Here is a 26,506-nt window from a genome sequence, read left to right on the forward strand (position 1 = left end):
TTGGGAGAAGAGGATGAACAGGCGCAAGACCCTGACAGCCATGGCCATGTCCTGCCTGCTGGCGATCGGCGGCGTCGCGCCTGCCCGCGCGCCCTATCCCGCCGATCCGCTGCATTCGCCCATGTGGACCGCCCATGCGCAGACCATCTTCGGCGACGATCCGGTCCGCTTCGATCCGCGCGTGAAGGTCAGCTATCCCGAAATCGCGGAAAACCAGCGCAGCTTCCCGGTCGCGCTCGACGCGCGCGGCCTCGGTCCAATCAGGCGCATGCTGATCCTCGCCGATCTCAATCCCATCCCGATCGCCATCGATTATCGGCCCGACGGCGCCGAACCTTATGTCGCCACCCGCATCAAGCTCGACCAGCGCACCCCGGTGCGCGGCGCGGTGCAGCTGGCGGACGGCCAATGGCTGGTCAGCGGCGGCTGGGTCGATGCGGCAGGCGGCGGCTGCTCGGCCCCGCCGGTCAGCCGGGTGAAGGGCGACTGGGCCCAGCATCTGGGCGAAATGCGGGGCGAAGCCTGGCCGATGGCCGATGGCGCCAGCCGGCTGCGCGTCACCTTCCGCCATCCGATGGACACCGGCTTCGTCGCCAATATCCCGACCTATCATATCGAACAGATGCGCGTGACCGGCCCTGACGGCCGCCTGCTTGGTCAGATGGAGATATGGGCCGCCGTGGCCGAAGACCCCGCCATCACCCTGATGCCCCGCGCCCATCCCGGCGACACGCTCTCCATCGCCGCGCGCGACACCAATGGCCGCGCCTATCTCGCCAAGGTGATGGTCGCCCGCCAGTCGCCCCTGCCCGCCGCCACCGGCGCGACCGGCCGATGATGCTCAGCCGCCGACAGGCGCTGGCCGGCATGACCGGCGCCCTCCCGCTGCTGACCGGCGCCGCAACCGATGACTATCGCATCGATCCGCAGCCGGTCGCCGATGGCCTGTGGATGATCCATGGCGCCGATGAACCGATGCTGTTCGCCAATGGCGGCGCGATCGCCAATATTACGATCATCGCCACCCCGGCCGGCACGCTGCTGGTCGATGCCGGCCCGTCGATCCGCTATGGCCACATGCTCAGGAAAATGGCGGAGACGCTGACCGGCCAGCCGGTCGTGCGGGTCTATGTCACCCATCTCCATCCCGACCATGGCATGGGCATCGCCGCTTTCGATCCCGCCATCGTCGCCGCCCTGCCCGGCACCATCGCCGACATGGAACGGGACGGGCGCGGTTTTTCCGATGCGCTCTATCGCCTGCTGGGCGACTGGATGCGCGGCACCGACCTCGCCCTGCCGGGCCGGCGGATCGACCAGCCGGCGGAGGATTTCGGCGGCCGCCGCCTGCAACTGCTGCCGCTCGCCGGCCACAGCAATGCCGATCTCGCCTTGTTGGACGAACGCACCGGCACGCTGATCGCGGGCGACCTGCTCTTCCTCGACCGCGCGCCCAGCACCCCGACCGCGAACCTCGCCCGCTGGCGCGAGAGTCTGGATGCGCTGGCAAAGCTGCCGCACAAGGCGGCGATCCCCGGCCATGGCCCGTTCGATCCCGCCGGCACCCGCGCCATCGCCCAGACCCGCGACTGGCTCGACTGGCTCGATGCGACGCTGCGAACCGCCGTGCAGTCCGGCCTCGACATGGTGGAGGCCGGCACGCTCCCCATCCCCGACCGCTTCGCCACCATGGCCGCCGCCCGCTACGAACTGCAACGCAGCGTCGCGCACCTCTATCCCGCGCTGGAGGCAGAACTTCTGCCCAGGGTGGACCTGCCCGAAGGATGATATCGCCGGCGATTTTTCAATGGGATTCCAGCCCGTCCATGATGCCCTGCAGCACCGCCGCCGACGCCTGCAGCGCCGCCCGTTCCTCCGCATCCAGGTCCGGTGCCAGCACCCGGCTCACCCCCAGCGCCCCGATCACGCAGGGCAGGCTCAGATAGACGCCCGCCACCCCGCATTCGCCATGGGCCAGCGTCGACACCGGCAGCACCACCTGCTCGTCGCGCCGCACCGCCTCGCACAGCCGCACGATCGCCGTCGCCACGCCATAGCTTGTATGGCCCTTGCCATAGTTGATCGCATAGCCCGCCCGCATCGTCTCATGCGCCAGTTCCGCCCGGTCCAGCACCGCGCCGCCGCGAAACTGGTCCAGCGTCACCCCGCCGATCCGCACGCCCGAAAAGACCGCCACCTCGCTGTCGCCATGTTCGCCCAGCACCTGTCCCTCGACCGACACCGGCGCCACCCCCAGCCGGTCGGCCAGCCGTCGGCGAAAGCGCGCGCTGTCGAGCAGCGTCCCGGTGCCGATCACCTGCCCCACCGGCAGCCCCGACGCGCGCTGCGCCACCTGCGCCATCGCATCGACCGGGTTGGACGCGACGATCATCACCCCGCCAAAGCCCGCTTCCACCACCCGCCGCGCACAGTCCGCCACGATGGCGGCGCTGCGTCCGGCGACCGACAGCCGGCTTTCCTCGCCATGGGTGGTCGCGCCGGCGGTGATGACCACGATCGCCGCATCGCCCGCATCCCGATAGTCGCCGCGCAGGACATGGGCCGGCCGCGCCAGCGCATTGGCGTCGGCAATGTCCAGCGCCTCGGCCTGTGCGCGCGGCCCGTCCGCGTCGATCAGCACGATCTCGGTAAACAGCCCGCGCAGCATCATCGCATAGGCGGCCGTGGCACCGACATGGCCGGTCCCGATGATCGCAACCTTGTCGAACCGCACCGCCATGCCTTGTCGCCTTTCGCTATTGCCCGACCGCCTCCGCCCGCGCCACCAGCGCCCGCGCCTCGTCGACATGCATCGCCTCGATCATCCGCCCCTCGAAGCGCTCGGCCCCGCCCGTCGCCGCCTCGATCAACCGGCGCGCATCCGCCACCGCCTGCGCGTCCGGGCCGAACGCCTGGTTCGCCACCGGCACCTGTCCGGGGTGGATCAGCGTCTTGCCGTCAAAGCCGAAGCCATGGCCCTCGGCGCATTCCGCCTCCAGCCCCGCCTCGTCGTCCAGCCGGTTGAACACGCCGTCGAACACCGCGATCCCCGCCGCCCGCGCCGCCAGCACCACGCTCTGCAGCACATGGGCCAGCCCCGCCCGCCCGGCCGACGGCGGTATCGCCAGATCCTTGCGCAGGTCATTGGTGCCCACGAACAGCGCCGCACAGCCCTCGCCCGCCGCGATTCCCGGCGCCGCCAGCACGCCCTTCGCGCTCTCGATCATCGCGATCACCGGCTTCTGCGCGACGGAATAGACATCCTTCACCTGCTTGGCATTCTCGACCTTGGGCAGCACCACATAGTCGGCCGCGGTGCGCTTCAGCGCCACCATCTCGGGCCCATGCGAGGGCATCCCCTCGACATTGATCCGCACCGCCATCAGCCGCCCACCAAAGCCCTCGCCCACGGCCTCCACCGCCGCGTCCAGCGCCGCCGCCTTGTCCGCGTCGGGCACCGCATCCTCCAGGTCCAGGATCACCATGTCGCACGCCAGCGTGCGCGCCTTGGCCACCGCGCGCGGATTGGACGCGGGCAGGAACAACAGGGATCGGGCGTGGCGCAACTGCATCTTATGTCTCTCCATCACTTTGCCTTTTCCCGTTAACGAATAGCCGCCATAGTGCGCTCCCACATTGGGGAGGACATATGGTGACGACCTTCGCACTCACGGTCACGTTTCTGGTGCTCTTCTACCTGGCGGTCAGCGTCAAGGTGGTGCGGCAGGGCTATCAATATACCATCGAGCGTTTCGGCCGCTTTACCGAGGTGGCGAAGCCCGGCCTCAATTTCTACCCCGCCTTCTTCTACGCCGTCGGTCGCAAGATCAACATGATGGAGCAGGTCGTCGACATTCCGGGGCAGGAAATCATCACCAAGGACAATGCCATGGTGTCGGTCGACGGCGTGGTCTTCTTCCAGGTGCTCGACGCCGCCAAGGCCGCCTATGAAGTGTCCGAACTCTATGTCGCCATCATGCAGCTCGCCACCACCAATTTGCGCACCGTGATGGGCTCGATGGACCTCGACGAAACCCTGTCGAAGCGCGACGAGATCAACGCCCGCCTCCTCTCCGTGGTCGATCACGCCACCAACGCCTGGGGCATCAAGATCACCCGCGTGGAACTCAAGGACATCCGCCCGCCCGCCGACATCGTCAACGCCATGGGCCGACAGATGAAGGCGGAGCGCGAGAAGCGCGCCAACATCCTGGAGGCAGAGGGCCTGAAAAGCAGCGAGATCCTGCGCGCCGAGGGCCAGAAACAGTCGCAGATCCTGGAAGCCGAAGGCCGCCGCGAAGCCGCCTTCCGCGATGCCGAAGCCCGCGAGCGCGAGGCGGAAGCCGAAGCCAAGGCGACCCAGATGGTGTCGGACGCGATCGCGGCCGGTAATCCGCAGGCGCTCAATTACTTCATCGCCCAGAAATATACCGACGCGGTGCAACAATTCGCCACCTCGCCCAATGCCAAGACCATCCTCTTCCCGGTCGAGGCAACCCAGCTGATCGGCACGCTCGGCGGCATCGGCCAGCTCGCCAAGGAAGCGCTGGCCGACACCCCCACCCCGCCAGCCCCACCCGCCGCGTCCCGCCGGGGCCCATTCGGCCAGGCGCAGGGCTGAGGCGCGTGGCGATGCGCGGTCATCGGGCAGCACTGTCAGGCAAAGCCGGCTGGCCCGCCACACACCCCATCGCCATCCCGCGCGCCCAAAACATCCCCACCATCCCGAAGCGCCCACCACATCCGTTCGCTTCGAGCCAAGTCGAGAAGCCAGCAGCGCAACGCCCGCCCCAAACACCGTTCGCCCTGAGCCTGTCGAAGGGCTCAGCCGAACGAAGTGAGGCCTTCGCTCCGCTCAGGCGAGGGCTTCGACAAGCTCAGCCCGAACGGACGAAAGCTGGCCCCACCCACCCCCGTCATTCCCGCGAAAGCGAGTCGAAGAGAGGCCCGCGCCTCTCTTCGACATCTCCCGCACTTTCCGCTATCCGCGACGCCAGAGCAATTGCGCCCCGCCGCCACCGAAACGACGCAAAAACACCCCACACCACCAACCACAGGACCACCCCATGAACGACTGGCTAACCCTGCTCCAGGATCATTGGGCCTGGCTGGTCTTCGCCGCGCTGCTGGCCATTGCGGAGGTGCTGATCCCCGGCGTCTTCCTGATCTGGATTGCGATCGCCGCCGCCATCACCGGCCTCGCCGCACTGGCGCTGCCGATCGGCATTCCGCTCCAGCTGCTGATCTTCGCCGCGCTCTGCGTCGTCTCGGTCTGGGCCGGGCGGCGCTGGTATGTGGACAATCCGGTGCCCTCGACCGACCCCAATCTCAACGACCGCACCGCCCGCCTGATCGGCGAACTGGTGACAGTCGCAGAGCCGATCCGCGGCGGCGAAGGCCGGGTCAAGGTCGGCGACAGCGTCTGGACCGCCCGCGGCCCGGACAGCGAAGCGGGCGCGCGGGTGCGCGTGACGGGCGCAGAAGGCGCGGTACTATGGGTGGAGGGAACATAACCCCACGCCATCCCCACCGAACCGCCGTCATCCCGGACTTGATCCGGGATCCATTCGGCACTCGCCCCCGATCGTAGCGCCACGCGCGCACCACAACGAACGGAGCGGCCGCTCCCTCAGATCAAATGCCGCCCTGTATCCTGCCGCCCATGCAGGACACGGACAATGACCAGATGATCGCCCCCGTCGCGATAATAGATCATGTGCGATCCCGCCGGTGCCTTGCGATAGCCGGGCCGCACATCGACCGGCAGCCCCGGCCGCCGCCCATCCGCCAATGCTAGGCAGACATCGCGAATCGCGTCGATATAGAGATCGGCCTGATCCATGTCCCAGGTCGCCGCGCTATAATCCCAAATGTCGGACAGGTCGGCCTGCGCCGCCGGCGTAAAAAGCAGCCGCTTCACCGCCACGCTCGCCTCAGCCGCCGCGCTTGGCCGCCTTGAACGCCTCGAAATCGAATGGCATCGCCGCGCCCGATTCCTCCCCGGCGATCAGCGCCGCCTGCAACGCCTGCACCTGCGCCTCATGTTCTTCCAGCAGACGCAGCCCCGCCCGCACGACATCGCTGGCCGATCCATAGCGACCGGTCTGCACCTGATCGCTGATGAAGCGAGTAAAATGATCGCCGATCGTCACCGATGTGTTGCGCGCCATCGCCGCACCTTCCTGTTGCAGAGCGAGGCGAGGATATACCAAAAAATATTACAGCTCAATGAGAGGGCAGCGCGGGACGGCTTTGCACTACTCTCCTCCATTCGCCTGCAACTTCTCTACACTTGGAAGCGGACATAAATTCGGGGTTCTCGGAGGAGCGAGCAGCTACATAAACTTGCGCTTCATCGAACCTCGCTGCGCTGCTATCCAAATGGCGTGATTTGCGCGGAGATTGAACCGCACCGGGTCTGCCGGAGGCATTGGGTTGTGAGTCACGCTGCCATATCGATGTTGGCCGCGGCAGCATAATATTGTTCTTCGGCTTCGGCAGGAGGGATGTTGCCGATGGACTCCAGCAGCCGACGATGGTTGAACCAGTCGACCCATTCGAGCGTGGCATATTCGACTGCTTCGAAGCTGCGCCATGGTCCACGCCTGTGGATCACCTCAGCCTTGTAAAGGCCATTGATCGTCTCGGCCAAAGCGTTGTCATAGCTATCGCCGACGCTGCCGACTGAGGGTTCTATCCCGGCTTCGGCGAGACGCTCGGTGTACTTGATGGAGACGTATTGCGACCCGCGATCGCTATGATGGATGAGGCCGCCCCGATGGGCCGGCCGACGATCGTGAAGCGCCTGTTCCAGAGCATCGAGCACGAAGCTGGCATGGGCCGTTCTGCTGGCCCGCCAACCTACAATCCGCCGAGCATAGGTATCGATGACGAAGGCAACGTAGACGAACCCCGCCCAGGTCGCGACGTAGGTGAAGTCCGACACCCACAGCATGTTCGGCGCTGGCGCGTAGAACTTGCGGTTGACGTGATCGAGAGGGCATGGCGCCGCCTTGTCACTGATAGTTGTGCGCACCGGCTTGCCCCGGATCACCCCTGCCAAGCCCATCTCCCGCATCAACCGCGCGACTGTGCAGCGGGCGACCGGAAAGCCTTCCCGCATCATCTGCCGCCAGACCTTGCGCACGCCGTAGACCGCGAAGTTCTCGGCGAATACGCGCGCGACCTCGGGCTTCAGGGCGACGTCCCGCTGCGCCCGCGCCGACAGGCGTGTCGGATCCTGCCGCTTTGCGACGCGCTCGTGGTAAGTGGATGGGGCGATCGGCAGGACACGGCAGATCGGCTCGACCCCATAGGCATCGCGGTGATCGTCGATGAAGGCGATCATCGCCGGAACGGGCGGTCGAGCTCCGCCTGGGCAAAATATGCCGATGCCTTGCGCAGGATCTCATTGGCCTGTCGCAGCTCGCGGACCTCGCGCTCCAGTGCCTTCATCTTGTCGGCTACCTCGGTCGGGACGCCCGCGCGCTTGCCGCTGTCGACCTCAGCCTTCTTCACCCACTCATGCAGCGTCTGCGGAACGCAGCCGATCTTCTCCGCAATCGAAACCACCGCTGCCCAGCGAGAGGGGTAATCACGTTCGTGATCGATCACCATACGCACCGCGCGCTCGCGGACTTCCGGCGCAAACTTGTTCGTTGTCTTGCTCATACAGGCTCCACCTTCTCAGGAGTTGGAGCCTCCGGCAAACCCGGGGCGGTTCAGATACAGGGTGGGAATTAATAATAGCGGGGAATTTTTGGCGGAGCTTAAAAAGCATCCAGAGAACTTCTATATCATCCATTACTCGTGCCAGAGCTTATATGATGAAAATGATCAGGGCTTGTCCCCTCGCATAACGTCTATCGCTGTCACGCATTTTGCAACAGAGCAAACCGTTAGCTTCTCGACTCATGCAGTTGCAGAGGAGTTAAGCATTCCTCGCGAGGAAGTACGAGATAGGTTTGACGAGGTTGAGCGGAGGCTGCTGGCTAATTTTTACGCTTTTGTCCGTGATCGCCGTGACAAGTTCTGGGTGCATTGGAATATGCGCAACCTCACGTTTGGTTTCGAGCACCTCGAGCACCGTTACCGCGTCCTTGGGGGTGGGGATGCTCCGGTCATTCCAGTGGAACGGCGTCTAAATCTTAACGATCTGTTGAGCGACCGCTATGGGAGCAATTATGCAGCTCACCCAAAACTCAAATCGCTCATGGAATTAAACGGTGGAATTCATCGACATTTTTTGAGCGGTGAGGAAGAGGTCCACGCATTTCAGAATAACGAGTTCATCCGGATGCATAACTCCACGCTCGCCAAAGTGGGGTTCTTTCATTCGGTCATTAGGAAATTCATAAAGAGTAGGCTCCGGACCGCTTCTAAGGGCATTGGCGTTGCACTTGATCGCCTTTTTGAAAGTCGGATGGCGAAAGCCATCGGCCTGATCGGGACTCTCGTGGGCCTCGGGGGAGGTGGGTGGCAAATCTATCTCTGGATCGCGTAAGGCGGACGAAGGATAGTGGCTACTGAATTGAGATTTTGCCTCTCTAGTATTTTGAACGAAGGCTCAGGTCCATCTCTAGTCACTCACAAACCCGCCGCTCCCCTATCAGCCATACTGTCCTACACCTCCCCCCGCATGATAGCCTCGCCGGCATGACCGACATGCCCCTTCTCCATTTCACCTCCGTCCCGATGCTGCGCCGGCGCGCGTCGGGATGGTCGCCGGCCGCGCAGCGGGCCTTTATCGACATGCTGGCGCGCTGCGGCGTGGTGGCGCAGGCGGCGCGCAGCGTCGGCTGTTCGCCGCGCTCGGCCTATCAGCTGCGGCAGAAACAGGGGGCGGAGAGTTTTGCCGCCGCCTGGGACTGGGCGCTGGAGATGGGGCTGGACGCCGCCCGTGCCCAGGCGATCGCGCTGACCCGCTGCGCGTAGGTCCGCCCCATCGTCCGGCGCGGCGTGGTGGTCGGCCATCGCCGCGCGCCCGACAATCGGGTGATGCTGGCGGCGATGCGCACCATCTGTGCCGAGCGCAGCGGCGCCCGCGCCGCCATGCCCCATCGCCAGCGCATCGCCCTGCGCGAACTGGTCGCGGAACTCTCGATCAGCGCGCCGGAGATCGACCTGGGCAGCATCGCCCGATTATTATGATCTGTCGCGGGTAGGAAATAAGATGTCGAAATGTGCGGGAAATATGCGAAGTTAAGAGGGCGATTTCCAATCCGGCGCCCCGCCGGATGACTCGGAAATCGCGCCAGCCGCGTGAATTCCTACGGAGACCCTTTTCGCCATGACGACCTCCCGCCGCGATTTCCTCGTCGCCGGCTCCTCCGCCCTCGCTTTGTCCGCCCTCCCCGCCCGCGCCCTGGCGCAGGCAACGACAGCCGACGCCCGCGCCGAAGCCCTGCTCGCCGGCATGGCCGAGGCGATGCTGGCCGATGCACCCGAAACGGCGAGCGGCCTTGGCCTCGACACCGGCGCCCGCGCCCCGCTCAAAGCGCGCCTTGGCGACAAGAGCCCGGCCGGCCAGGCCCGGATCGCCGCCCATGTGAAGGATCGCCTGACCCAGCTGCGTGCCGTCGATCTCGACGCCCTGTCCCCCGCCACCCGCACCGATGTGGAGGTAGTGCGCGCCGCCCATGAACTGGCCGATGCCGGCTTCGCCTTCCCCTTTGGCGACATGGCGATGATGAACAGCAACTGGTCCTATCGCAACGCGCCCTATGCCGTTGCCCAGAATACCGGCGCCTTCATCGAGACGCCCGATTTCCTCGACGCCAATCACGCCATCGCCACCCCGGCCGACGCCGACGCCTATCTCGAACGCCTGACCCAATATGCCGCCAATCTCGACGGCGAGACCGAGCGACTCCGCCATGATGCCGGCATCGGCGTCGTCGCCCCCGCCTTCCTGCTCGACAAGACGCTGGGCCAGATGAAGGCGGTGCAGGGCCAGCCGATCGACCAGTGGGTGCCGGTCGCCTCGATCGCGCGCCGCACCCGCGACATGCAGGGCGATTATGCCGCCAAGGCAGCGCAGATCACCCGCACCGCCATCGCCCCCGCCCTCGCCCGCCAGGCCGCCGAACTCACCCGCCAGAGTGGCCTTGCCACCATGGATGCGGGCGTGTGGAAACTGCCGCAGGGCGATGCCTATTATGGCTGGGCGCTGCGGGCCGGCACCACCACCACCATGTCGCCCGACGAAGTCCATGCGCTGGGCCAGGAACAGCTCAAAGCCCTCCAGTCGGAAATGGACCGGCTCTTGAAATCCCTCGGCATGACCAAGGGGACCGTGGGCGAGCGGATGACGGCGATGGGCAAGGATCCGCGCTATCTCTTCCCCAATGACGACAAGGGTCGCCAGCAGATCCTCTCCTATATCGACGGGCGCCTGGCCGACATCCGCACCCGCTTGCCCCGCGCCTTCGCGACCCTGGTGCCGGCCAGGCTGGTGGTGAAGCGGGTGCCGGTGGAGATCGAGGCCGGGGCGCCGGGCGCCTATGCCGGCGCGGGCACGATCGACGGCAGCGTGCCGGGCAATTATTATATCAACCTGCGCGATACCAGCATCTGGCCGCGCTATTCGCTGCCGACCCTCTGCTATCATGAGGGGATTCCGGGCCATATCTGGCAGGGCGAATATACCTACAAGCTGCCGCTGATCCGCTCGCTGCTCGCCTTCAACGCCTATTCGGAGGGTTGGGCGCTCTATGCCGAGCAACTGGGCGACGAGCTGGGCGCCTATGATGGCGATGTCGCCGGGCGGCTGGGCTATCTCCAGTCGATCGCCTATCGCTGCTGCCGCCTGGTGGTCGACACCGGCCTTCATGCCAAGCGCTGGACCCGCGACCAGGCGATCCACTGGTTCGCTACCACCAACGGCTCCACGGTCGAGGATGTCCAGGGCGAGGTCGACCGTTATTGCGCCTGGCCGGGCCAGGCCTGCGGCTACAAGGTCGGCCATGGCGAAATCGTCCGCCTGCGGGCACAGGCGCAACAGGCGCTGGGTGACAAGTTCGACTTCCGCCTGTTCAACGACGCCGTGGTCAAGGGCGGCGGCGTGCCGATGACCGTGCTGGCGAAAAATGTCGACGCCTATGTCGCCCAGAGGAAGGGCGCGTAACGGCCTATCTCCCCTCCCTTCTAGGGAGGGGCCGGGGGTGGGTAGCCTCCGAAGGAGGCTCGCTCCGCTCGCCACCCACCCCTAACCCTCCCTTGAAAGGGAGGGGGACAGGACAACAAAAAAGGCCGGAGGATCGCTCCCCCGGCCCTTTCCTATCTTTTTGCGTCCGACCCTTAGCCTACGAACGCGCGCTCGATCACGAACTGACCCGGCGCCGCGTTGGAGCCTTCGGTGAAGCCCTGCTCCTCGAAGAACGCCGCGAACTGCTTGATCATCTCCATGCTGCCGCACATCATGATCCGGTCGGTTTCGGGGTCGAACTTCGCCGCGCCCGGAATCCCCTCGAACAGCTTGCCGCTCTCGACCAGCTTGTCGATGCGCTCATTGTTGGGGAATTCTTCGCGCGTCACGGTCGGCACATAATGGAACTGGCCGGCGGCCTGTTCCGACACCAGCGGGTCTTCGGCCCACTTGCCTTCCATCTCTTCGCGGAAGGCGAGGTCGCTGACGCGGCGCACCGAATGCACCACCACGACCTGCTCGTAGAACTCATACACGTCCGGGTCGCGCGGCAGGCTCAGGAACGGCGCCAGGCCGGTGCCGGTCGACAGCATGAACAGCCGCTTGCCCGGCAGCAGCGCGTCGGTCACCAGCGTGCCGGTCGGCTTGCGGCCGAGATAGATCTGGTCGCCCGGCTCGATCTTCTGCAGCTTGCTGGTCAGCGGACCATCCTGCACCTTGATCGACAGGAATTCGATTTCCTCGTCCCAGGCGGGGCTGGCAATCGAATAGGCGCGCAGCAGCGGCTTGCCGTTGTCGCCCTTCAGGCCGATCATGATGAATTCGCCCGAGCGGAAGCGGAAGCTTGCCGGGCGGGTGATGCGGAAGCTGAACAGATGCTCGTTCCAGTGCTTCACCGACAGCACGGTTTCCACGGAAAGCGCGCCGGTGGGTTCCAGAACCGGCTTTTCGATCGTCACGTCGGTCAAGACCTTATCCTTGCATTTCGTCGGCGCCGCCATGATCGGGCGGCGCTAGTTGCGGATCATTCGCAATAATGGTGTAGTCCGCAAATGGCCCCACCGCATCGCGAAGGCAAGGCCAAAAAAACTTGGGGGCAACCAAGGGCCGGCTTTGCCGGCCCGCGCCGCAACCTGTTCAGCCGAACAGCCCCTTGGCCAGGCCGCTCAGCTCATTGAGCGGATTGCCGTCGCCATCGCGGTCCAGGAAGCCGCCGAGCTGCCCCAATATCGCCTCCGGTCCGCCAAACTGGCCCAGCAACTGCTGCAGCGCATCCGCCGACACGCCATGTTCGGCCGCCGTCTCTGCCAGTGCCGACACGCTGGTTTCGCCGCTGCCGATCTTGGCGCCGATCTCGTTCAGCAGGCCCTGCATCTGTTCCGGCTCCAGCCCGACCTTCTGCGCGATCGCTTCCAGCCCGCCCAGATTACCCATCAGATTGTCGAACATGCCCATGCTAATCTCCGCTGCCATGATAGGCGGGCAGCATAGCACCGCCGCGCCCCCGCCAAAAGCAAAAGAGCCGGAGCGTTTCCGCCCCGGCCCTTCACTAGAATGCTGCGTCCGATCAGGCGCCCATTCAGGCCGCCGTCAGCGCCGCGCTGCGCACGCCATCGTCGACATGCTCCTCGAACTGGGCGAAATTGTCGACAAAGGCCTTCACCAGCGTCGCCGCGGTCGCGTCATAGCCGTCCTTGTCCGCCCACATCGCGCGCGGGTCGAGGATCTGGCTGTCGACGCCATTGACCGCCACCGGCACCTCGAACCCGAAATTGGGATCGGTGCGGAATTCGGCGCTGTTCAGGCTGCCATCGAGCGCGGCGTTGAGTAGCGCGCGCGTGACCTTGATCGGCATGCGCTTGATCCCCGGCATGGTCGCCTTGCCACCGGCCCAGCCGGTATTGACCAGCCAGCAGGTGACGCCGCCCTTGTTGATCCGCTCTTTCAGCAAATTGCCATAGACGCTGGGGTGGCGCGGCATGAAGGGTGCGCCGAAGCAGGTCGAGAAGGTGGCGGTCGGCTCGGTCACGCCAATCTCGGTGCCCGCCACGCGCGCGGTGTAACCGGACAGGAAGTGATACATGGCCTGTTCCGGGGTCAGCCGCGCGATCGGCGGCAGAACGCCATAGGCGTCGGCGGTCAGGAAGATGATGTTCTTGGGCACCGGCCCCAGATTCTTCTCCGACGTGTTCGGGATGAAGTCGATCGGGTAGGAGCCGCGGCTATTTTCCGCCAGCGAGTTGTCGTCCAGGTCGATCTCGCGGCTTTCCTCGTCGATCACGACATTTTCCAGCACCGTGCCGAACCGCTTGGTGGTGGCGAAGATCTCCGGCTCGGCCTCGGCCGATAGGTTGATCATCTTGGCATAGCAGCCGCCCTCGAAATTGAAGACCGCCTGGTCCGACCAGCCATGTTCGTCATCGCCGATCAGCGTGCGGCTGGCATCGGCCGACAGCGTCGTCTTGCCGGTGCCGCTCAGGCCGAAGAAGACCGCGGTGTCGCCGTTCGGGCCGATATTGGCCGAACAGTGCATCGGCATCACGCCCTTGGTCGGCAGCAGATAATTGAGGATGCCGAACACCGACTTCTTCATCTCGCCGGCATAGCGGGTGCCGCCGATCAGGATCAGCTTCTCGGTGAAGTTGACCGCGATCACCGTCTCGCTGCGGCAGCCATGGCGGGCCGGATCGGCGACGAAGGTCGGCAGGTCGATGATGGTATATTCGGGTGCGAAATCGGCCAGTGCCGCCGCGTCGGGCCGCACCAGCAGCGTGCGGATGAACAGGTTATGCCAGGCGAACTCGTTGATGACGCGCACATTGACCCGATATTCGGGCTGCGACCCGCCATAGAGGTCGGCGACATAGAGCTTGTCCTTCTCGCCCAGCGCCTTGAAGAAATCCTCCTTCAGCGCGGCGAAGTGCGCCGGCGTCATCGGCACATTGGTCTTGCCCCACCAAACGGTGTCCTGCGTTTCGGCATCCTGGACGATGAACTTGTCGCTGGCGCTGCGGCCGGTATGCTTGCCGGTCTTGACGACCAGCGGGCCGTCCTTGGCCAAAATGCCCTCGCCATTGGCAAGCGCGGCCTCGACCAGCGGCGCAGTGCCGAGGTTCCAAAACTGGGTGGCATGGGTGGAGATGCCCTGGTCGACCAGGGTGATTGAGGATTTGGCCTGCACGCCTTAGCTCCTGATGTAAAAAGTCCCTTAGTCGCTTGTCTTTTTATGCGACCGGCCCGTCCGGGAGCGCCGCGATCCTTGTCGCGCGGACATCCTCCCCTTCAAGCCATACCGGCATAGGGCTTTGCGCTACGGCCGTCAAATAGGGGCGAACCACAGCCCGTCCCGAAAAACGACGCATGGGTCGCAGCAACAATTGCAACGCCCCTTCCTTGCAGGCCCGGCAGCCATCGTCTAACGCTGGATGCCTTCACCCATTTTATCATGACGTTCCGGGACGCAGCATGACCGCAACCATCGCGCTGGTGGATGATGACAAGAATATCCTGACGTCGGTGTCGATCGCGCTGCAGACCGAAGGGTTCGTCACGCGCATCTATACCGACCCGGAAGCTGCGCTGAAGGCGCTGACCGATAATCCGGCCGACCTTGGCGTGTTCGACATCAAGATGCCGCAGATGGACGGGCTGGAACTGCTGCGCCGCCTGCGCGAAAAGAGCCAGATGCCGGTCATCTTCCTGACCTCCAAGGCGGACGAGCTGGACGAGGCGCTGGGCCTGGCCATGGGCGCGGACGATTATATCTCCAAGCCCTTCTCGCAGCGGCTGCTGATCGCGCGCATCCGCGCCATCCTGCGCCGCGCAGAGATCAGCCGCACGCCCGAAGCCGCCGATGAGCCGCCATCCGATCCGATCGTGCGCGGCCGGCTGGAAATGGACCCGCCCCGCCACCGGGTGAAATGGGACGGCAAGGATGTGACGCTGACCGTCACCGAGTTCCTGATCCTGGAAACCCTTGCTGCACGGCCCGGCGTGGTGAAGAACCGCAACCAGCTCATGGACGCCGCCTATCAGGACGACGTCTATGTCGACGACCGCACGATCGACAGCCATATCAAGCGGCTGCGTCGCAAATTCCGAGAGGTAGACCCTGACTTCAACGCAATCGACACGCTCTATGGCGCCGGATACCGCTTCTCCGAAGAATGAGGACGCGCCGCTCGCGGTGCGCTGGTCGGGGCGATTGAGCCTCACCCCGCGCATCCTGGCGGTCAATGTCTTCGCGCTCGCCCTGCTGGCGGGCGGCTTTTTCTATCTGGACAGCTATCGCACGCGGATCGTCGACGATCGGCTGGAACAGTCGGCGCGCGAGCTGAAGCTGCTCGCCATTGGCCTGGAAAATGCACCTGCCGACCGGCAGAATGCGCTGATCGCCGCCTATGCGCGCCAGACCGGCGACCGGGTGCGCCGCTATGACGCGGCCGGCAATCTGATGGCCGACAGCTTCGCCATGGATGCCCCGCGCTACCGGCTGCGCCTGCCCTCGGAAGAAGAATGGCAGCGTCATGTCGCCCGCTTCCTCGACAAGGCGGTCGACCGCGTCGTCTCCGCCGATCGCCCGCCCAATTTCGAGGAACCCGCCGTCGATCGCGCCAGCGCCTGGCCCGAACTGGTGCTGGCCGCCAAGACGCGCCAGCCCCAGGCGATGAACCGCTACGCGCCCGATCGCACCTTCATGATTTCGGCCGCCGTCGCCGTGCGCGACGGCTCGGGCCTGCTCGCGACCGAAAATGCGCGCGACATCACCCGCATCGTCCGCGCCGAACGGCTGCGCCTGGGCATCGTGCTGGCTGCCGCCGTCCTCGCCTCCGTGCTACTGTCGCTGTTCCTCGCCCGCACCATCGTCCAGCCGCTCCAGCGCCTGGCCCGTGCCGCCGTGCGCGTTCGCCTCGGCCGGGCGCGGGAGGTCACCGTGCCCCGCCTGCCCGAGCGGCGCGACGAGATCGGCATGCTCGCCCGCGCCCTGTCGGACATGAGCCATGCGCTGCGCCAGCGGATCGACGCGACCGACGCCTTCGCCGCCGACGTCAGCCATGAACTCAAGAACCCGATCGCCTCGCTCCGCTCCGCGCTCGATTCGCTCGAACGGGTGGACCGGCCGGACCTGCGCGACCAGTTGATGGCGATCGCACAGGATGATGTCCGCCGGCTCGACCGGCTCGTCACCGACATCGCCGAAGCCTCCCGCATCGACGCCCAATTGTCCCGCACCCGGTTCGAGCCGATCGACCTTGGCCTGCTGATCGAGCGCATGGTGCTCGCCCGCGAAGCGCGCGGCGTGCCGCGCGGCATCCGCCTCGCCTTCGCCCGCCCGCGCAAGGAAGTCGCCGTCGTCCTGGGCGAGGAACAGCGGATCGTGCGCGTGCTCGACAATCTGATCGACAATGCCATTTCCTTCTCGCCCGACGACGGGCTGGTCCAGATCATCGCCACCGTCGCCGACAATGAAGTGCTGGTCAGCGTCGAGGATGAAGGCCCCGGCGTCCCCGAGGGCGAGCGCGAGCATGTCTTCCGCCGTTTCCACAGCGTCCGCCCGGAAGGCGAGGCGTTCGGCAAGCATTCGGGCCTCGGCCTCGCCATCGCCCGCTCGATCGTCGAGGGGCATCAGGGCAAGATCAGCATCGCCGATCGCGAGGACATGCAGAGCGGCGCCCGCTTCATCGTCCGTCTTCCCATGGCCGTGGAACGCGACCCCGGCATAATGTCCGAATGAAAGCAATAAGCTGTTCATTCCTGCTGGCCACAATACTCCGCTGCGATGTCGCGTGAATCGACGCAATTCGATTTCCAACGCGGCGAACTGGGGCTAGAAGCAGGAAGGCAGGGGAACATGGTGCGGGCACTTTCATCAGAGACGCTTCACGCAACGACCGTCGCGATCGAGGGACGCTCGGTGCTGCTCTATGGCGCCAGCGGCATGGGCAAGTCCGACCTCGCCCTGCGCCTGATCGATCGCGGTGCGACGCTGGTTTCCGACGATTACACCCTGCTCAAGCGGGTCGACGGCCGGCTGATCGCCACCGCCCCCGAAACCATCAGCGGCAAGATGGAAGTGCGCGGCATCGGCATCGTGCCCGTGCCCCATGTCGGCGATTCGCCGGTCGCGCTGATCGTCGATCTGGCCGAAACGGTCGAACGCATGCCGATGCACGCCGCCACCCGCACCATCGCCGGGGTCGAGATTCCGCTGGTCGCCGTCGTCGCGCATGAGGCGTCCGCCCCGATCAAGGTCGAACTCGCGCTCAAGGCCCTGGGCAAGACATGAGCGATAGCGCGCCCAAGACCATCCTGCTCGTCTCCGGCCTGTCGGGCGCCGGCAAGACCACGGCGCTCAAGACGCTGGAGGATATGGGCTGGGAAGTGGTGGACAATCTGCCGCTGGTGCTGCTCGACCGCCTGCTCGACACGCCCCTGCCCGCGGGTCATGGCGGAGAGGATGACCGGCCGCTGGCGCTCGGCATCGACGCACGCACCCGCGGCTTCGACGCCAATGCCATCGTCCAGCGGATCAAGGCGCTGCGCGAACGCCATGGCCATGATATCGAGACATTGTTCCTCGACTGCTCGGGCGCCGAGCTGGAACGCCGCTATGCCGAAACCCGTCGCCGCCACCCGCTGGCGCAGGATCGCCCGGCCGCCGACGGCATCGCCCGCGAACGCGAACTGACCGAACCCCTGCGCCGCTGGTCGGCTCAGCTGATCGACACCACCAGCCTGTCGACCAATGCGCTGCAGCAGGAAATGCGCGCCCGCTTCGCCCGCGAACAGCTCTCCGACCCGGTGCTGACCATCCTCTCCTTCGGCTATTCGCGCGGCGTGCCGCGCAATGTCGACCTGATGTTCGACATGCGCTTCCTGCGTAACCCCTTCTGGGACGAGGATTTGCGTCCCAAGACCGGCCTCGACGCCGATGTCGCCGCCTATATCCAGGCCGACCCTGCCTATCAGGAGGCGCTGGGCAAGATCCAGGATCTGCTGACGACCCTGCTGCCGCGCTACGCCGAAGCCGGCAAAACCTATATTACCGTGGCTTTCGGCTGCACCGGCGGGCGCCATCGCTCGGTCCATGTCGCCGAACATGTCGCTAGATACTTGCAAGATGCGGGCTTTTCGCCCACCGTCTCGCACCGCAATATGGAATCAGCGCCCCAGGACAGTCTGGAGAAGCGCAGACCGGGAGGCCCGAAAGCAATATCATGACAAAGGTGGGCCGCGGAAGCAGATGATCGGACTCGTACTCGTCACCCATGGGTCGCTTGCGACGGAATTCGTCGTGGCCATGGAACATGTCGTGGGACCGCAACAGCAGATCGAAACGATCTGCATCGGGCCGGAGGATGACATGGAATTGCGCCGCGCGGACATCGCGGCGGCGGTCGCGCGCGTCAACGACGGCGCCGGCGTCATCCTGCTGACCGACCTGTTCGGCGGCACCCCCTCCAATCTCGCCATCTCGCTGCTCAAGGCCGGCGAGATCGAGGTGATCGCGGGTATCAACCTGCCCATGCTCATCCGCCTGGAAAGCGCCCGCAAGGTGATGGACGTGCGCGCCGCCGTCGCCGCTGCCCGCGAAGCAGGCCAGAAATATATCAGCGTCGCATCGGAATTGCTGGGCAGCACCTCATGAATGATATCAGCCGGGAAGTCAGGATCAGCAACAAGCGCGGCCTCCACGCCCGCGCCAGCGCGAAATTCGTGACCCTGGCCAGCGGCCTGCCCGCCCAGATCACCGTCAGCAAGGATGGCAGCGAAGTCACCGGCACGTCGATCATGGGTCTGATGATGCTCGGCGCCGCCATGGGCGACAGCATCACCATCAGTGCCGCCGGCCCCGACGCGCATGACAGCCTTCACCAGCTTGTCGCCCTGGTCGAAGACAAGTTCGGCGAGGAATAGGCGCGCGACCAGCGGCCGCGTTGCCGCGACGGGTTCCCATCCCGACATTGACGTCACGGCCCCGCCGCCCCATCTTGCAATATAGGGCGACCGCTGATCGGGAGGCAGCATTCGCCACCGGTTCAAGTGGATAGGCGCCATGCTCGACACGAAATTGAACGACGAAGCCGCCCGCCTGGCTGCGCTCGGGCGCTACGAAATTCTCGACACGCCGCCCGAGCCCGCCTTTGATCGCATCACCCAGCTTGTCCGGTCGATCCTGGGTGTGCCGATGTCGGTCGTGTCGCTGATCGACGGCGATCGCCAATGGTTCAAGTCGCGCACCGGTATCGACGCGACCGAAACCCCGCGCGACATCGCCTTCTGCAACCACACCATCCGCGACCGCGTGCCGATGGTCGTCCCCGATGCCTGTTCCGACCAGCGGTTCAGCAGCAATCCGCTGGTCACCGGCGATCCCAATATCCGCAGCTATGCCGGTGTCCCGCTGGCGACGCCCGACGGCTATAATGTCGGCACCCTCTGCGCGATCGATACCGTGCCGCGCGAATTTGATCCCGGCCAGATCGCCATCCTCGAAAATCTCGGCGCGCTGGTGGTGGAGCAACTGGAACTGCGCCGCATCGCCGAGCGCGACCATCTGAGCGGCGCCCTCACCCGCCGCGCCTTCGTGGCGGAGATGGACAAGCATATCGCCCTCTTCCGCCGCTATACGCGTCCGGCCAGCCTGCTGCTGTTCGACATCGACCATTTCAAGCGGGTCAATGACAGCCACGGCCACCCCGCCGGCGATATCGTGATCCGCGAGGTCGCGGCCTGCTGCGACCGGACCAAGCGCCCGAACGACATATTGGGCCGGCTTGGCGGGGAAGAGTTCGGCGTGCTGCTCCCTGAAAGCAATGCGGCGCAGGCCGGGGCCGCTGCCCAGCGTTTCTGCGATGCCATCGCCGCGCTGGAAATCGTCCATATGCCGCCGCTGCGCGTCACCGCCAGCTTCGGCATTGCCGAGATCGGGCCTGACCGGATCAGCAGCGACGCCTGGATCGCCGCCGCCGATGTCGCCCTCTATGCGGCCAAGCATGGCGGTCGCAATCGCGTGGTCATCGCGAAAACGGACGCCGCCCAGCCCGACTGACACCGAAAGGCTGTCCTTTTCCCCATTCCCTCGATAGAGAGGCCGCTTCGTCCGCACTGGTCGCGGACCAGAAGGCAGGACGCAGAACGTGGCACGCGAAATCACCGGTTTTTCCAACCCGCTGGTCAAGCGCGTGCGCTCGCTGCGGGAAAAGAAATATCGCAAGGCCGAAGGGCTGTTCCTGGCCGAAGGGCTGCGCATCCTGACCGAAGCGCGCGAGGAAGGCGTGCTGCCCGAAATGCTCTTCCATGCCGGCTCCACCCACCCGCTCGCGCTCGACCTGATCGACGCGATCGAGGCGGACGGCGGCGACGTGATCGAAACCACGCCCGACATCCTGTCCAAGATCAGTGGCAAGGATAATGCCCAGGCCGTGGTCGGCGTCTATCGCGACCGGCTGACCCCGCTGGAGAAGCTCGATCGCAGCACGGCCGACATCTGGATCGTCGCCCAGTCGCTGCGCGACCCCGGCAATCTCGGCACCATATTGCGCACAGGTGACGCGGTGGGCGCTGGCGGCCTCATCCTGATCGACGATTGCGTCGACCCCTTCTCGGTCGAATCGGTGCGCGCCAGCATGGGCGCCCTCTTCACCCAGTCGATCACCCAGGCACGCTGGGGCGAGTTCATGCACTGGCTACGCCAGGGGCCGGGCGAACTGATCGGCACCAGCCTGAAAGCGACCCAGGATTATCAGGAGCCGAGCTATCAGAGCCCCAGCTTCCTGCTCGTCGGCAATGAGGCGCAGGGCCTGCCCGAAAGCTACGAAGCCGAATGCGACCAGCTGGTGAAGATGCCGATGCTGGGCAAGGCCGACAGCCTGAACGCCGCGGTCGCGACAGCCGTCATGGCCTATGAGCTGCTGAACCAGAAACGACGGAAATAGAGGCGAATGTCATCATCCTCCCCTGTAAGGGGAGGTGGCAGGGCGAAGCCCTGACGGAGGGGTGTCGCCCTATCGCGCGCGGCAACACCCCTCCACCATTTGCCAGGCAAATGGTCCCCCTCCCCTTGCAGGGGAGGATGGCGGCGCGAAGGGATTGAGAAGGATGGGGGCGATGACACAGACGAGCGGCATGGGCGCAATGTGGCTGCACAAGCGGGTGCTGGCAGCGAGCCTCATCGGCACGGCGGTCGAATTTTACGACTTCTATATCTACGCCACCGCCGCCAGCCTGATCTTCCCCTCGCTCTTCTTCCCGGCCTCCTCGCCCTCGGCGCAGTTGATGGCTTCCTATGGCAGCCTCGCCCTCGCCTTCCTCGCCCGGCCGCTCGGCGCCGCCGTCTTCGGCCATTATGGCGACCGCATCGGGCGCAAGGCGACGCTCGTCACCTCGCTGATGCTGATGGGCGGCTGCACATTGCTGATCGGCTTCCTGCCGACCTATCTCATGATCGGCTTCTGGGCGCCGCTGATCCTGTGCGTGCTGCGTTTCGGCCAGGGCTTTGGCCTGGGCGGCGAATGGGGTGGCGCGGCGCTGCTGGCGGTCGAGAATGCACCCGAAGGCTGGCGCGCCCGCTTCGGCATGTTCCCGCAGCTGGGCGCCCCGGTCGGCTTCATCGCCGCCAACGGCCTGTTCCTGCTGCTCGGCGCCTTCCTGACCGATGCGGAATTTTTCGCCTGGGGCTGGCGCCTGCCGTTCCTGGGCAGTTCGGTCCTCGTGATCCTCGGCCTCTGGGTCCGCCTCAAGCTCACCGAGACGCCCGAATTTGCCGCCGCGCAGCGGGAAGCACCACCGCCCGCCGTGCCGCTTGCCACCCTGCTCTCGACCCATCTGGGCGCGGCCATCGCCGGCACCTTCGCCTGCGCCGCCTGCTTCGCCGTCTATTATATCGCGACCGCCTTTGCGCTGGGCTATGGCACCACCGCACTCAAGATCGACCGGGAAATCTTCCTCGCGATCCAGCTTGGCGCCATCATGTTCATGGCGCTCAGCATCGTGATCGCCGGCTGGTGGTCGGACAAGAGCAGCCCCACCCGCGTCCTCGCCTGGGGCTGTGCCGGCACGCTGGTCATGGGCATCGTCTTCGGCCCGCTGATCGGCACCGCGGCGCTGCTGCCGATCTTCGTGGCGCTCAGCCTCGCTCTGTTCGTGATGGGCTTCATCTACGGCCCGCTAGGCGCCTATCTGCCCGCCCTCTTCCCGACCCAGCTCCGCTATACCGGGGCGTCCTTCGCCTTCAATCTGGGCGGCATCCTGGGCGGCGCGCTGGCGCCGATCGTTGCCACCTGGCTGATCGGGATGCAGGGCGTCGCGCTCGTCGGCCTCTATATGGCGGCGGCCGCGCTCATCAGCCTCGCCGGCCTGTGGTGGACCAGTCGCAACTGAATCAGATTGCCTTGCGCATCAGGATCATCGGGACGCCACTATCCTCGAACGGGCGGACATCGATGAACCCGAAGCTGCGATAGAGCGGCACGCCGGCCATCGTCGCCGACAATTCCAGCGCGGCAAAGCCCTCCTGCCGGGCGGCAGCCTCGCACAGCGCCAGGATGGTCGTGCCGACGCCTTTGCGGACATGGTCGGGATGGGTGTACATCGCCCGCACCTTCGCCGCCTCGGTCGCGGGATCGAGCATGCGGTCATCGCGCCCGGCCGTGTGGTCGCCGCCATAGGCGGTCGCCCGGCGGCTCCATCCGCCGCATCCGGCGATCGCACCATCCGCCTCCACCACGAAATAGGTCCGGTCACCGATCAGCCGCCGGTCCAACCCCATGAAGCCATGGCTGGCCTGTACCTGCGCCGCGGTCAGATAGGCCGACTGCAATTGGTCGATGGCCAGCGTCATCAGGGTGGACAAAGCGGTTTCGTCGGCGGCGGTCGCCAGGCGGTTGGTCAAGGACATGGCCCCTCCTGCAACGAAATCGGCCGGCCCCGCAAGGGACCGGCCGATCGGATCATGATGATGCGGGATCAGAACTTGAATCCGACCTTCGCATACCAGAAGCCGCCGTTGAAGCCGAAGGGCGATACGTCGGGATAGATGTCACCGGTGAAGCGACCACCCGTCGACGCATAAACCGGCCCCAGCCCGCCGGCGCGATTGTCATATTTGTCGGGATAGTTGCTGAACAGGTTCTGCGCGCCGGCACTCAGCGTGAAATTGTCATTGAGCTGATAGCTGACTTCCAGATCGAACACGAACTCGCTGCCAAAGCTCTGATTGACATAGCTTTCGCCGTTCGCACCAGTGCCGTCGTCATAGACCTTGTACTTGCCATACCAGTTCGCCCGGCCGAGCACCGACAGCGCACCGCTGGTCCAGTTCTCGGTCAGGATCACGCGCGTCTTGGGCAGCGTATTCTGCAGCTGCATGATGCGCGTGTCGCTGATGATCGGCGATCCGGTATCGGGATCCAGTCCGACGCGGATGACCTTCGTCTTGTTGTAGTTGAAGGCCAGCGTGGTGTTGAACGTCCCCATGCTGTCGGTCGAGAAGCGATAGCTGCCAACCACGTCGACACCCTGGGTCCGGGTATCGAAGGCATTGGTCAGGAACTGCACCTCGTTGACCGTGGCATAGTTGGCCAGGCCCAGCGCCTGAAGTTCGGGCCGCTGATCGTCGGTGATCACCCGCGATCCGGTGGTGCCGATGCGGTCCTTCACCTTGATGTTGTAATAGTCGATCGTCAGCGACGCGCCGGGCGCCGGCGTGAACACCGTACCGGCCGAGAAGCTGACCGACTCTTCCGGCTTCAGCGGCACCGCGCCCAGATATTGGGCGACCGGGCTGGCGACCGGCAGCGTCATGAACTCGATCGCGTTGGGATTACCCGGATTGAAGGTGGTCGCGATGCTGCTGGTGTTGGTCTGGCCCGGCGTCGGCGCACGGAAGCCGGTCGACAGCGTGCCGCGAACCGCGAACACATCCGGCACGATGGCGTAGCGTGCCGACACCTTGCCCGTGGTCGAATTGCCGAAGTCGGACAGATGCTCGTAGCGGCCGGCAAAACCAAGCGAGAAGGCTTCGGTGATGTCGCCTTCCACGTCGATATAGAGGCCCTTGGAATTGCGGCTGCTCTCACCCGCGATCGCCGGACCATAGCCGGGGAAGCCATTGGCGCCGACCGGCAGCGCGACCGAGAGCTGGCTGCCATCCGCGTTCAGCACCGGCGTGCCATCCTGATGGAAGACCAGGTTCCCGGTATAGGGCCCGATCGCATAGGAGGCCGCGTCGCCCAGGCCCAGTTCATAGGATTCCCGGAAATACTGCCCACCAAACGCAATCGTGATCGGGCTCGCCAGCCCGACTTCCCAGGGATAGCTGAAGTCCGCATTGAACAGCGTTTCGCGCTGTTCCAGCTTGCCGAGGTAGAATTCGGTCGGCGAGGTGATGCCCAGCGACGGGTTCATCGTGCCGTTCATCGTATATTTCAGCGTGGACTGGCCATAGCTGCCCGACAGGTCATAGTTCAGGCCAAAGCCGAGCGTGCCCTTGTAGCCGACGGTGCCCGAAATATCGTCGATCTTGCCGAAGAAGATCGGCGTGAAGCCGCCCGAATAGACGCAGCTCCAGTTCTGCACCAGCGGATCGGAGCAATCCGACACCTGCGTATAATCCCGCGTCGTGGGGTCATAATCGTTGGGCGCATAGACATTGCCGCCCGCCGCGCCGGTCTGGATGCCCGGCGTAGTGTTGTCGAAATCGGTGAAATAGTCGTTGAAGATGCCGTTCAGGCCGAAATTGGCGGAATTGACCGACTGGCGATAGTTGAAGCTCTCTTCCTGGAAGCTGTGGCCGTAATTGCCAAAGAAGTAGATGCTGCTTTCGTCGCCCAGGTCGAACCCGCCATTCACGAAGAAGCGATAGGATTCCATCTTCGGATTGCCGTAGCGCTGCGCCAGCTTGGGCACGCCGATGTCGGGCTGCTCCTGCGACAGTTCCAGCGCGCCGGGTCGGGTGACGCCGCGGCTGGTCTTGCCGGCGTTCACATATTCGCCGCTGATGTTGATGAAGCCATTGTCGCCCAGTTTGAAACCGCCGTTCAGTGCGACCTGATAATCCTCGCCATCGCCGCGATAATATTGGCCATAGCGGGCATAGCCCGAAATGCCGTCGGTATCGTCGCGCAGCGCCATGTTGATGACGCCCGCGATCGCGTCGGAACCATATTGGGCCGAAGCGCCGTCGCGCAGCACTTCGACGCTGCGCACCGCAATCGCCGGAATCTGCGCAAGGTCGGCCGAATGGGCGCCAGCGGACTGGGCGTTCGCGCCGATCTGCACCAGCGCGGAGCGGTGCATGCGCTTGCCGTTCACCATCACCAGCGTCTGGTCGGGCGCCAGCCCGCGCAGGTTGGGCGGCCGGACGAAGGAGGAGCCGTCACCAATGGCATAGCGCGCCACCGAGAAGGACGGGACCAGGTTCTGGATCACCTGGTTCATGTCGGCGACGCCCTGCTTCTGCAGTTCCTCGCCGGAATAGACATCGATCGGCGTCGGCGATTCGGCGACGGTACGGTCGGTACGCCGCGTGCCGGTGACGATGATCGTCTGGCCGGGCGTTTCCGCTGCGGCCGCCTGGGGCGCAACATCCTGCGCAAGAACAGGCATTGAATAGGACAGTGCAATGGCAATCGCACTGCATGAAAACAGACCCTGATACTTCATCAAAAAGCCCCCTATTTCTTTTTTTAGAGACCTTTCGACACCCCCCTCTTCTTGTTGCCGGATGAGATCGGAATGGACGCAACTATCCGTTCCTGAAATCGGAAATTTCAGTGCGTTTCACTCAGTAACATCTGGAAATATCAGGCTGGCATAATTGCATCGACTGCGAAATGGCCCTTTGGGCGGCCGCAAAAATTTGTTCGCAAGCGCAATAATTCATGCCGTAAAACAATGTGTCAAATCATTGTAACACAAAGAAAAAGGCGGCAGCCCCGGGGGCCACCGCCTGTTTCATTTTTACAACTGTCAAGGACAGTTTTGAAGGATCAACCTTCGGTGCGGGTATCGCGGCGCTCGGCGATACGAGCGCGCTTGCCGGTGCGGCCACGCAGATAATAGAGCTTGGCACGACGCACGACACCGCGACGAACGACGGTGATCGAATCGAGGTTGGGCGAGTAGAGCGGGAACACGCGCTCCACGCCTTCGCCGAACGAAATCTTGCGAACGGTGAAGTTGCTGCCCATGCCCTTGTTGGAACGGGCAATGCAGACGCCTTCATAGTTCTGGACGCGGCTGCGCTCGCCTTCGACAACCTTCACGCCGACGCGCAGGGTGTCACCGGGACGGAAATCGGGGATTTCCTTCGCCAGGGCGGCAATGTTTTCGGCCTCGATCTGCTGGATCAAGTTCATG

The 26,506-nt window shown here is 64.8% G+C and carries 28 protein-coding genes and 1 other annotated feature; of the genes, 17 read left to right on the forward strand and 11 right to left on the reverse strand.

Going from position 1 to position 26,506, the window contains the following annotated elements; all coding sequences use genetic code 11:
- The first annotated feature begins 13 nt into the window (after nt 1-13).
- Complete coding sequence (locus tag ACI6S0_RS12680) at nt 14-838, forward strand: quinoprotein dehydrogenase-associated SoxYZ-like carrier (RefSeq protein WP_434403258.1); 825 nt, start codon at nt 14-16, stop codon at nt 836-838.
- Entirely contained in the window at nt 835-1,788 is a 954-nt protein-coding gene (locus ACI6S0_RS12685; RefSeq protein ID WP_434403259.1) for a quinoprotein relay system zinc metallohydrolase 1, read from the forward strand. The genes ACI6S0_RS12680 and ACI6S0_RS12685 overlap by 4 nt, the downstream gene beginning before the upstream one ends.
- Before the next feature lie 16 nt (nt 1,789-1,804).
- On the opposite strand, the gene ACI6S0_RS12690 is transcribed toward ACI6S0_RS12685, so the two are convergent.
- Both ACI6S0_RS12690 and ACI6S0_RS12695 read right to left on the reverse strand, forming a co-directional pair.
- The gene (locus ACI6S0_RS12690; protein WP_434403260.1) at nt 1,805-2,740 is read right to left on the reverse strand and encodes an L-lactate dehydrogenase; all 936 of its coding nucleotides are present in this window, start codon (nt 2,738-2,740) and stop codon (nt 1,805-1,807) included.
- A gap of 16 nt (nt 2,741-2,756) precedes the next feature.
- Nucleotides 2,757-3,572, reverse strand: coding sequence for an HpcH/HpaI aldolase/citrate lyase family protein (locus ACI6S0_RS12695; protein ID WP_279730958.1), 816 nt, complete (start codon nt 3,570-3,572; stop codon nt 2,757-2,759).
- A 77-nt stretch (nt 3,573-3,649) separates the two neighbouring features.
- On the opposite strand from ACI6S0_RS12695, the gene ACI6S0_RS12700 reads away from it, so the two are divergent.
- Nucleotides 3,650-4,621, forward strand: a complete 972-nt coding sequence (locus tag ACI6S0_RS12700; protein ID WP_434403261.1) for an SPFH domain-containing protein — start codon at nt 3,650-3,652, stop codon at nt 4,619-4,621.
- A 445-nt stretch (nt 4,622-5,066) separates the two neighbouring features.
- Complete coding sequence (locus tag ACI6S0_RS12705) at nt 5,067-5,513, forward strand: NfeD family protein (RefSeq protein ID WP_434403262.1); 447 nt, start codon at nt 5,067-5,069, stop codon at nt 5,511-5,513.
- Nucleotides 5,514-5,629: 116 nt separating this feature from the next.
- Here the strand turns inward: ACI6S0_RS12705 and ACI6S0_RS12710 are convergent, their stop codons facing one another.
- From ACI6S0_RS12710 to ACI6S0_RS12720, 3 genes are all read right to left on the reverse strand, one after another.
- Nucleotides 5,630-5,920, reverse strand: coding sequence for a type II toxin-antitoxin system RelE/ParE family toxin (locus tag ACI6S0_RS12710; RefSeq protein ID WP_434403263.1), 291 nt, complete (start codon nt 5,918-5,920; stop codon nt 5,630-5,632).
- 13 nt (nt 5,921-5,933) lie between these two features.
- Entirely contained in the window at nt 5,934-6,170 is a 237-nt protein-coding gene (locus ACI6S0_RS12715) for a type II toxin-antitoxin system ParD family antitoxin (RefSeq protein ID WP_434403264.1), read from the reverse strand.
- A gap of 272 nt (nt 6,171-6,442) precedes the next feature.
- Nucleotides 6,443-7,671 (reverse strand): IS3 family transposase gene (locus tag ACI6S0_RS12720; protein ID WP_120249343.1). Its coding sequence is split into 2 segments (ribosomal slippage): nt 6,443-7,383 and nt 7,383-7,671, totalling 1,230 coding nucleotides; the frame shifts between segments, so codons are not numbered across the junction.
- Nucleotides 7,274-7,390 (reverse strand) — a sequence feature (AL1L pseudoknot). (Overlaps the previous gene by 117 nt.)
- Nucleotides 7,672-7,759: 88 nt before the next feature.
- On the opposite strand from ACI6S0_RS12720, the gene ACI6S0_RS12725 reads away from it, so the two are divergent.
- The 4 genes from ACI6S0_RS12725 (at nt 7,760) to ACI6S0_RS12740 (ending at nt 11,125) form a co-directional block, all read left to right on the forward strand.
- Nucleotides 7,760-8,503 (forward strand): hypothetical protein, encoded by a 744-nt coding sequence (locus tag ACI6S0_RS12725; protein ID WP_434403266.1) that lies wholly within the window; start codon nt 7,760-7,762, stop codon nt 8,501-8,503.
- Nucleotides 8,504-8,655: 152 nt separating this feature from the next.
- Nucleotides 8,656-8,934 carry a hypothetical protein gene (locus tag ACI6S0_RS12730; RefSeq protein WP_434403267.1) on the forward strand — a complete coding sequence of 93 codons (279 nt, stop codon included), beginning with the start codon at nt 8,656-8,658 and terminating at the stop codon, nt 8,932-8,934.
- Nucleotides 8,935-8,961: 27 nt separating this feature from the next.
- Complete coding sequence (locus ACI6S0_RS12735; protein WP_434403268.1) at nt 8,962-9,150, forward strand: hypothetical protein; 189 nt, start codon at nt 8,962-8,964, stop codon at nt 9,148-9,150.
- Between the two features lie 139 nt (nt 9,151-9,289).
- Entirely contained in the window at nt 9,290-11,125 is a 1,836-nt protein-coding gene (locus ACI6S0_RS12740) for a DUF885 domain-containing protein (RefSeq protein WP_434403270.1), read from the forward strand.
- A 173-nt stretch (nt 11,126-11,298) separates the two neighbouring features.
- Here ACI6S0_RS12740 and ACI6S0_RS12745 read toward each other — a convergent pair whose 3' ends face one another.
- The 3 genes from ACI6S0_RS12745 to ACI6S0_RS12755 form a co-directional block, all read right to left on the reverse strand.
- A complete protein-coding gene (locus tag ACI6S0_RS12745) occupies nt 11,299-12,147 on the reverse strand; it encodes a ferredoxin--NADP reductase (RefSeq protein ID WP_004208077.1) in 849 nt (282 codons plus the stop codon).
- Between the two features lie 136 nt (nt 12,148-12,283).
- Nucleotides 12,284-12,601: a hypothetical protein gene (locus tag ACI6S0_RS12750; protein WP_004208078.1), complete on the reverse strand. Its 318-nt coding sequence runs from the start codon at nt 12,599-12,601 to the stop codon at nt 12,284-12,286.
- A gap of 124 nt (nt 12,602-12,725) precedes the next feature.
- Complete coding sequence (locus ACI6S0_RS12755; protein ID WP_010335535.1) at nt 12,726-14,327, reverse strand: phosphoenolpyruvate carboxykinase; 1,602 nt, start codon at nt 14,325-14,327, stop codon at nt 12,726-12,728.
- Between the two features lie 284 nt (nt 14,328-14,611).
- Here ACI6S0_RS12755 and ACI6S0_RS12760 point away from each other — a divergent pair, with 284 nt between their 5' ends.
- From ACI6S0_RS12760 to ACI6S0_RS12800, 9 genes are all read left to right on the forward strand, one after another.
- Nucleotides 14,612-15,316 carry a response regulator transcription factor gene (locus ACI6S0_RS12760; protein WP_004208080.1) on the forward strand — a complete coding sequence of 235 codons (705 nt, stop codon included), beginning with the start codon at nt 14,612-14,614 and terminating at the stop codon, nt 15,314-15,316.
- Nucleotides 15,285-16,880 carry a sensor histidine kinase gene (locus ACI6S0_RS12765; RefSeq protein ID WP_010335533.1) on the forward strand — a complete coding sequence of 532 codons (1,596 nt, stop codon included), beginning with the start codon at nt 15,285-15,287 and terminating at the stop codon, nt 16,878-16,880. Before ACI6S0_RS12760 ends, ACI6S0_RS12765 begins: the two co-directional genes overlap by 32 nt.
- A gap of 117 nt (nt 16,881-16,997) precedes the next feature.
- Entirely contained in the window at nt 16,998-17,432 is a 435-nt protein-coding gene (locus tag ACI6S0_RS12770; protein WP_004208082.1) for an HPr kinase/phosphorylase, read from the forward strand.
- On the forward strand, nt 17,429-18,367 hold the full coding sequence (gene rapZ, locus ACI6S0_RS12775) for an RNase adapter RapZ (RefSeq protein WP_004208083.1): 939 nt from the start codon (nt 17,429-17,431) through the stop codon (nt 18,365-18,367). Before ACI6S0_RS12770 ends, rapZ begins: the two co-directional genes overlap by 4 nt.
- 22 nt (nt 18,368-18,389) lie before the next feature.
- Nucleotides 18,390-18,794: a PTS sugar transporter subunit IIA gene (locus ACI6S0_RS12780; protein ID WP_004208084.1), complete on the forward strand. Its 405-nt coding sequence runs from the start codon at nt 18,390-18,392 to the stop codon at nt 18,792-18,794.
- Nucleotides 18,791-19,063, forward strand: a complete 273-nt coding sequence (locus ACI6S0_RS12785; protein ID WP_004208085.1) for an HPr family phosphocarrier protein — start codon at nt 18,791-18,793, stop codon at nt 19,061-19,063. Before ACI6S0_RS12780 ends, ACI6S0_RS12785 begins: the two co-directional genes overlap by 4 nt.
- 139 nt (nt 19,064-19,202) lie before the next feature.
- Complete coding sequence (locus ACI6S0_RS12790) at nt 19,203-20,198, forward strand: sensor domain-containing diguanylate cyclase (protein WP_434403272.1); 996 nt, start codon at nt 19,203-19,205, stop codon at nt 20,196-20,198.
- 88 nt (nt 20,199-20,286) lie between these two features.
- Nucleotides 20,287-21,084 (forward strand): TrmH family RNA methyltransferase, encoded by a 798-nt coding sequence (locus tag ACI6S0_RS12795; RefSeq protein ID WP_037507764.1) that lies wholly within the window; start codon nt 20,287-20,289, stop codon nt 21,082-21,084.
- A 172-nt stretch (nt 21,085-21,256) separates the two neighbouring features.
- Entirely contained in the window at nt 21,257-22,528 is a 1,272-nt protein-coding gene (locus ACI6S0_RS12800) for an MFS transporter (RefSeq protein WP_434403273.1), read from the forward strand.
- Nucleotide 22,529: 1 nt separating this feature from the next.
- Here the strand turns inward: ACI6S0_RS12800 and ACI6S0_RS12805 are convergent, their stop codons facing one another.
- From ACI6S0_RS12805 to rplS, 3 genes are all read right to left on the reverse strand, one after another.
- Nucleotides 22,530-23,045, reverse strand: a complete 516-nt coding sequence (locus ACI6S0_RS12805; protein WP_434403274.1) for a GNAT family N-acetyltransferase — start codon at nt 23,043-23,045, stop codon at nt 22,530-22,532.
- Nucleotides 23,046-23,113: 68 nt separating this feature from the next.
- Nucleotides 23,114-25,810, reverse strand: a complete 2,697-nt coding sequence (locus ACI6S0_RS12810; protein WP_161734285.1) for a TonB-dependent receptor domain-containing protein — start codon at nt 25,808-25,810, stop codon at nt 23,114-23,116.
- Nucleotides 25,811-26,136: 326 nt separating this feature from the next.
- Nucleotides 26,137-26,505 (reverse strand): 50S ribosomal protein L19, encoded by a 369-nt coding sequence (rplS, locus tag ACI6S0_RS12815; RefSeq protein WP_004208091.1) that lies wholly within the window; start codon nt 26,503-26,505, stop codon nt 26,137-26,139.
- Nucleotide 26,506: the final 1 nt, after the last annotated feature.

It is taken from the genome of Sphingobium sp. DN12 (genome assembly GCF_051058005.1).
In the GTDB taxonomy this organism is placed as follows: Bacteria; Pseudomonadota; Alphaproteobacteria; order Sphingomonadales; family Sphingomonadaceae; genus Sphingobium; species Sphingobium yanoikuyae.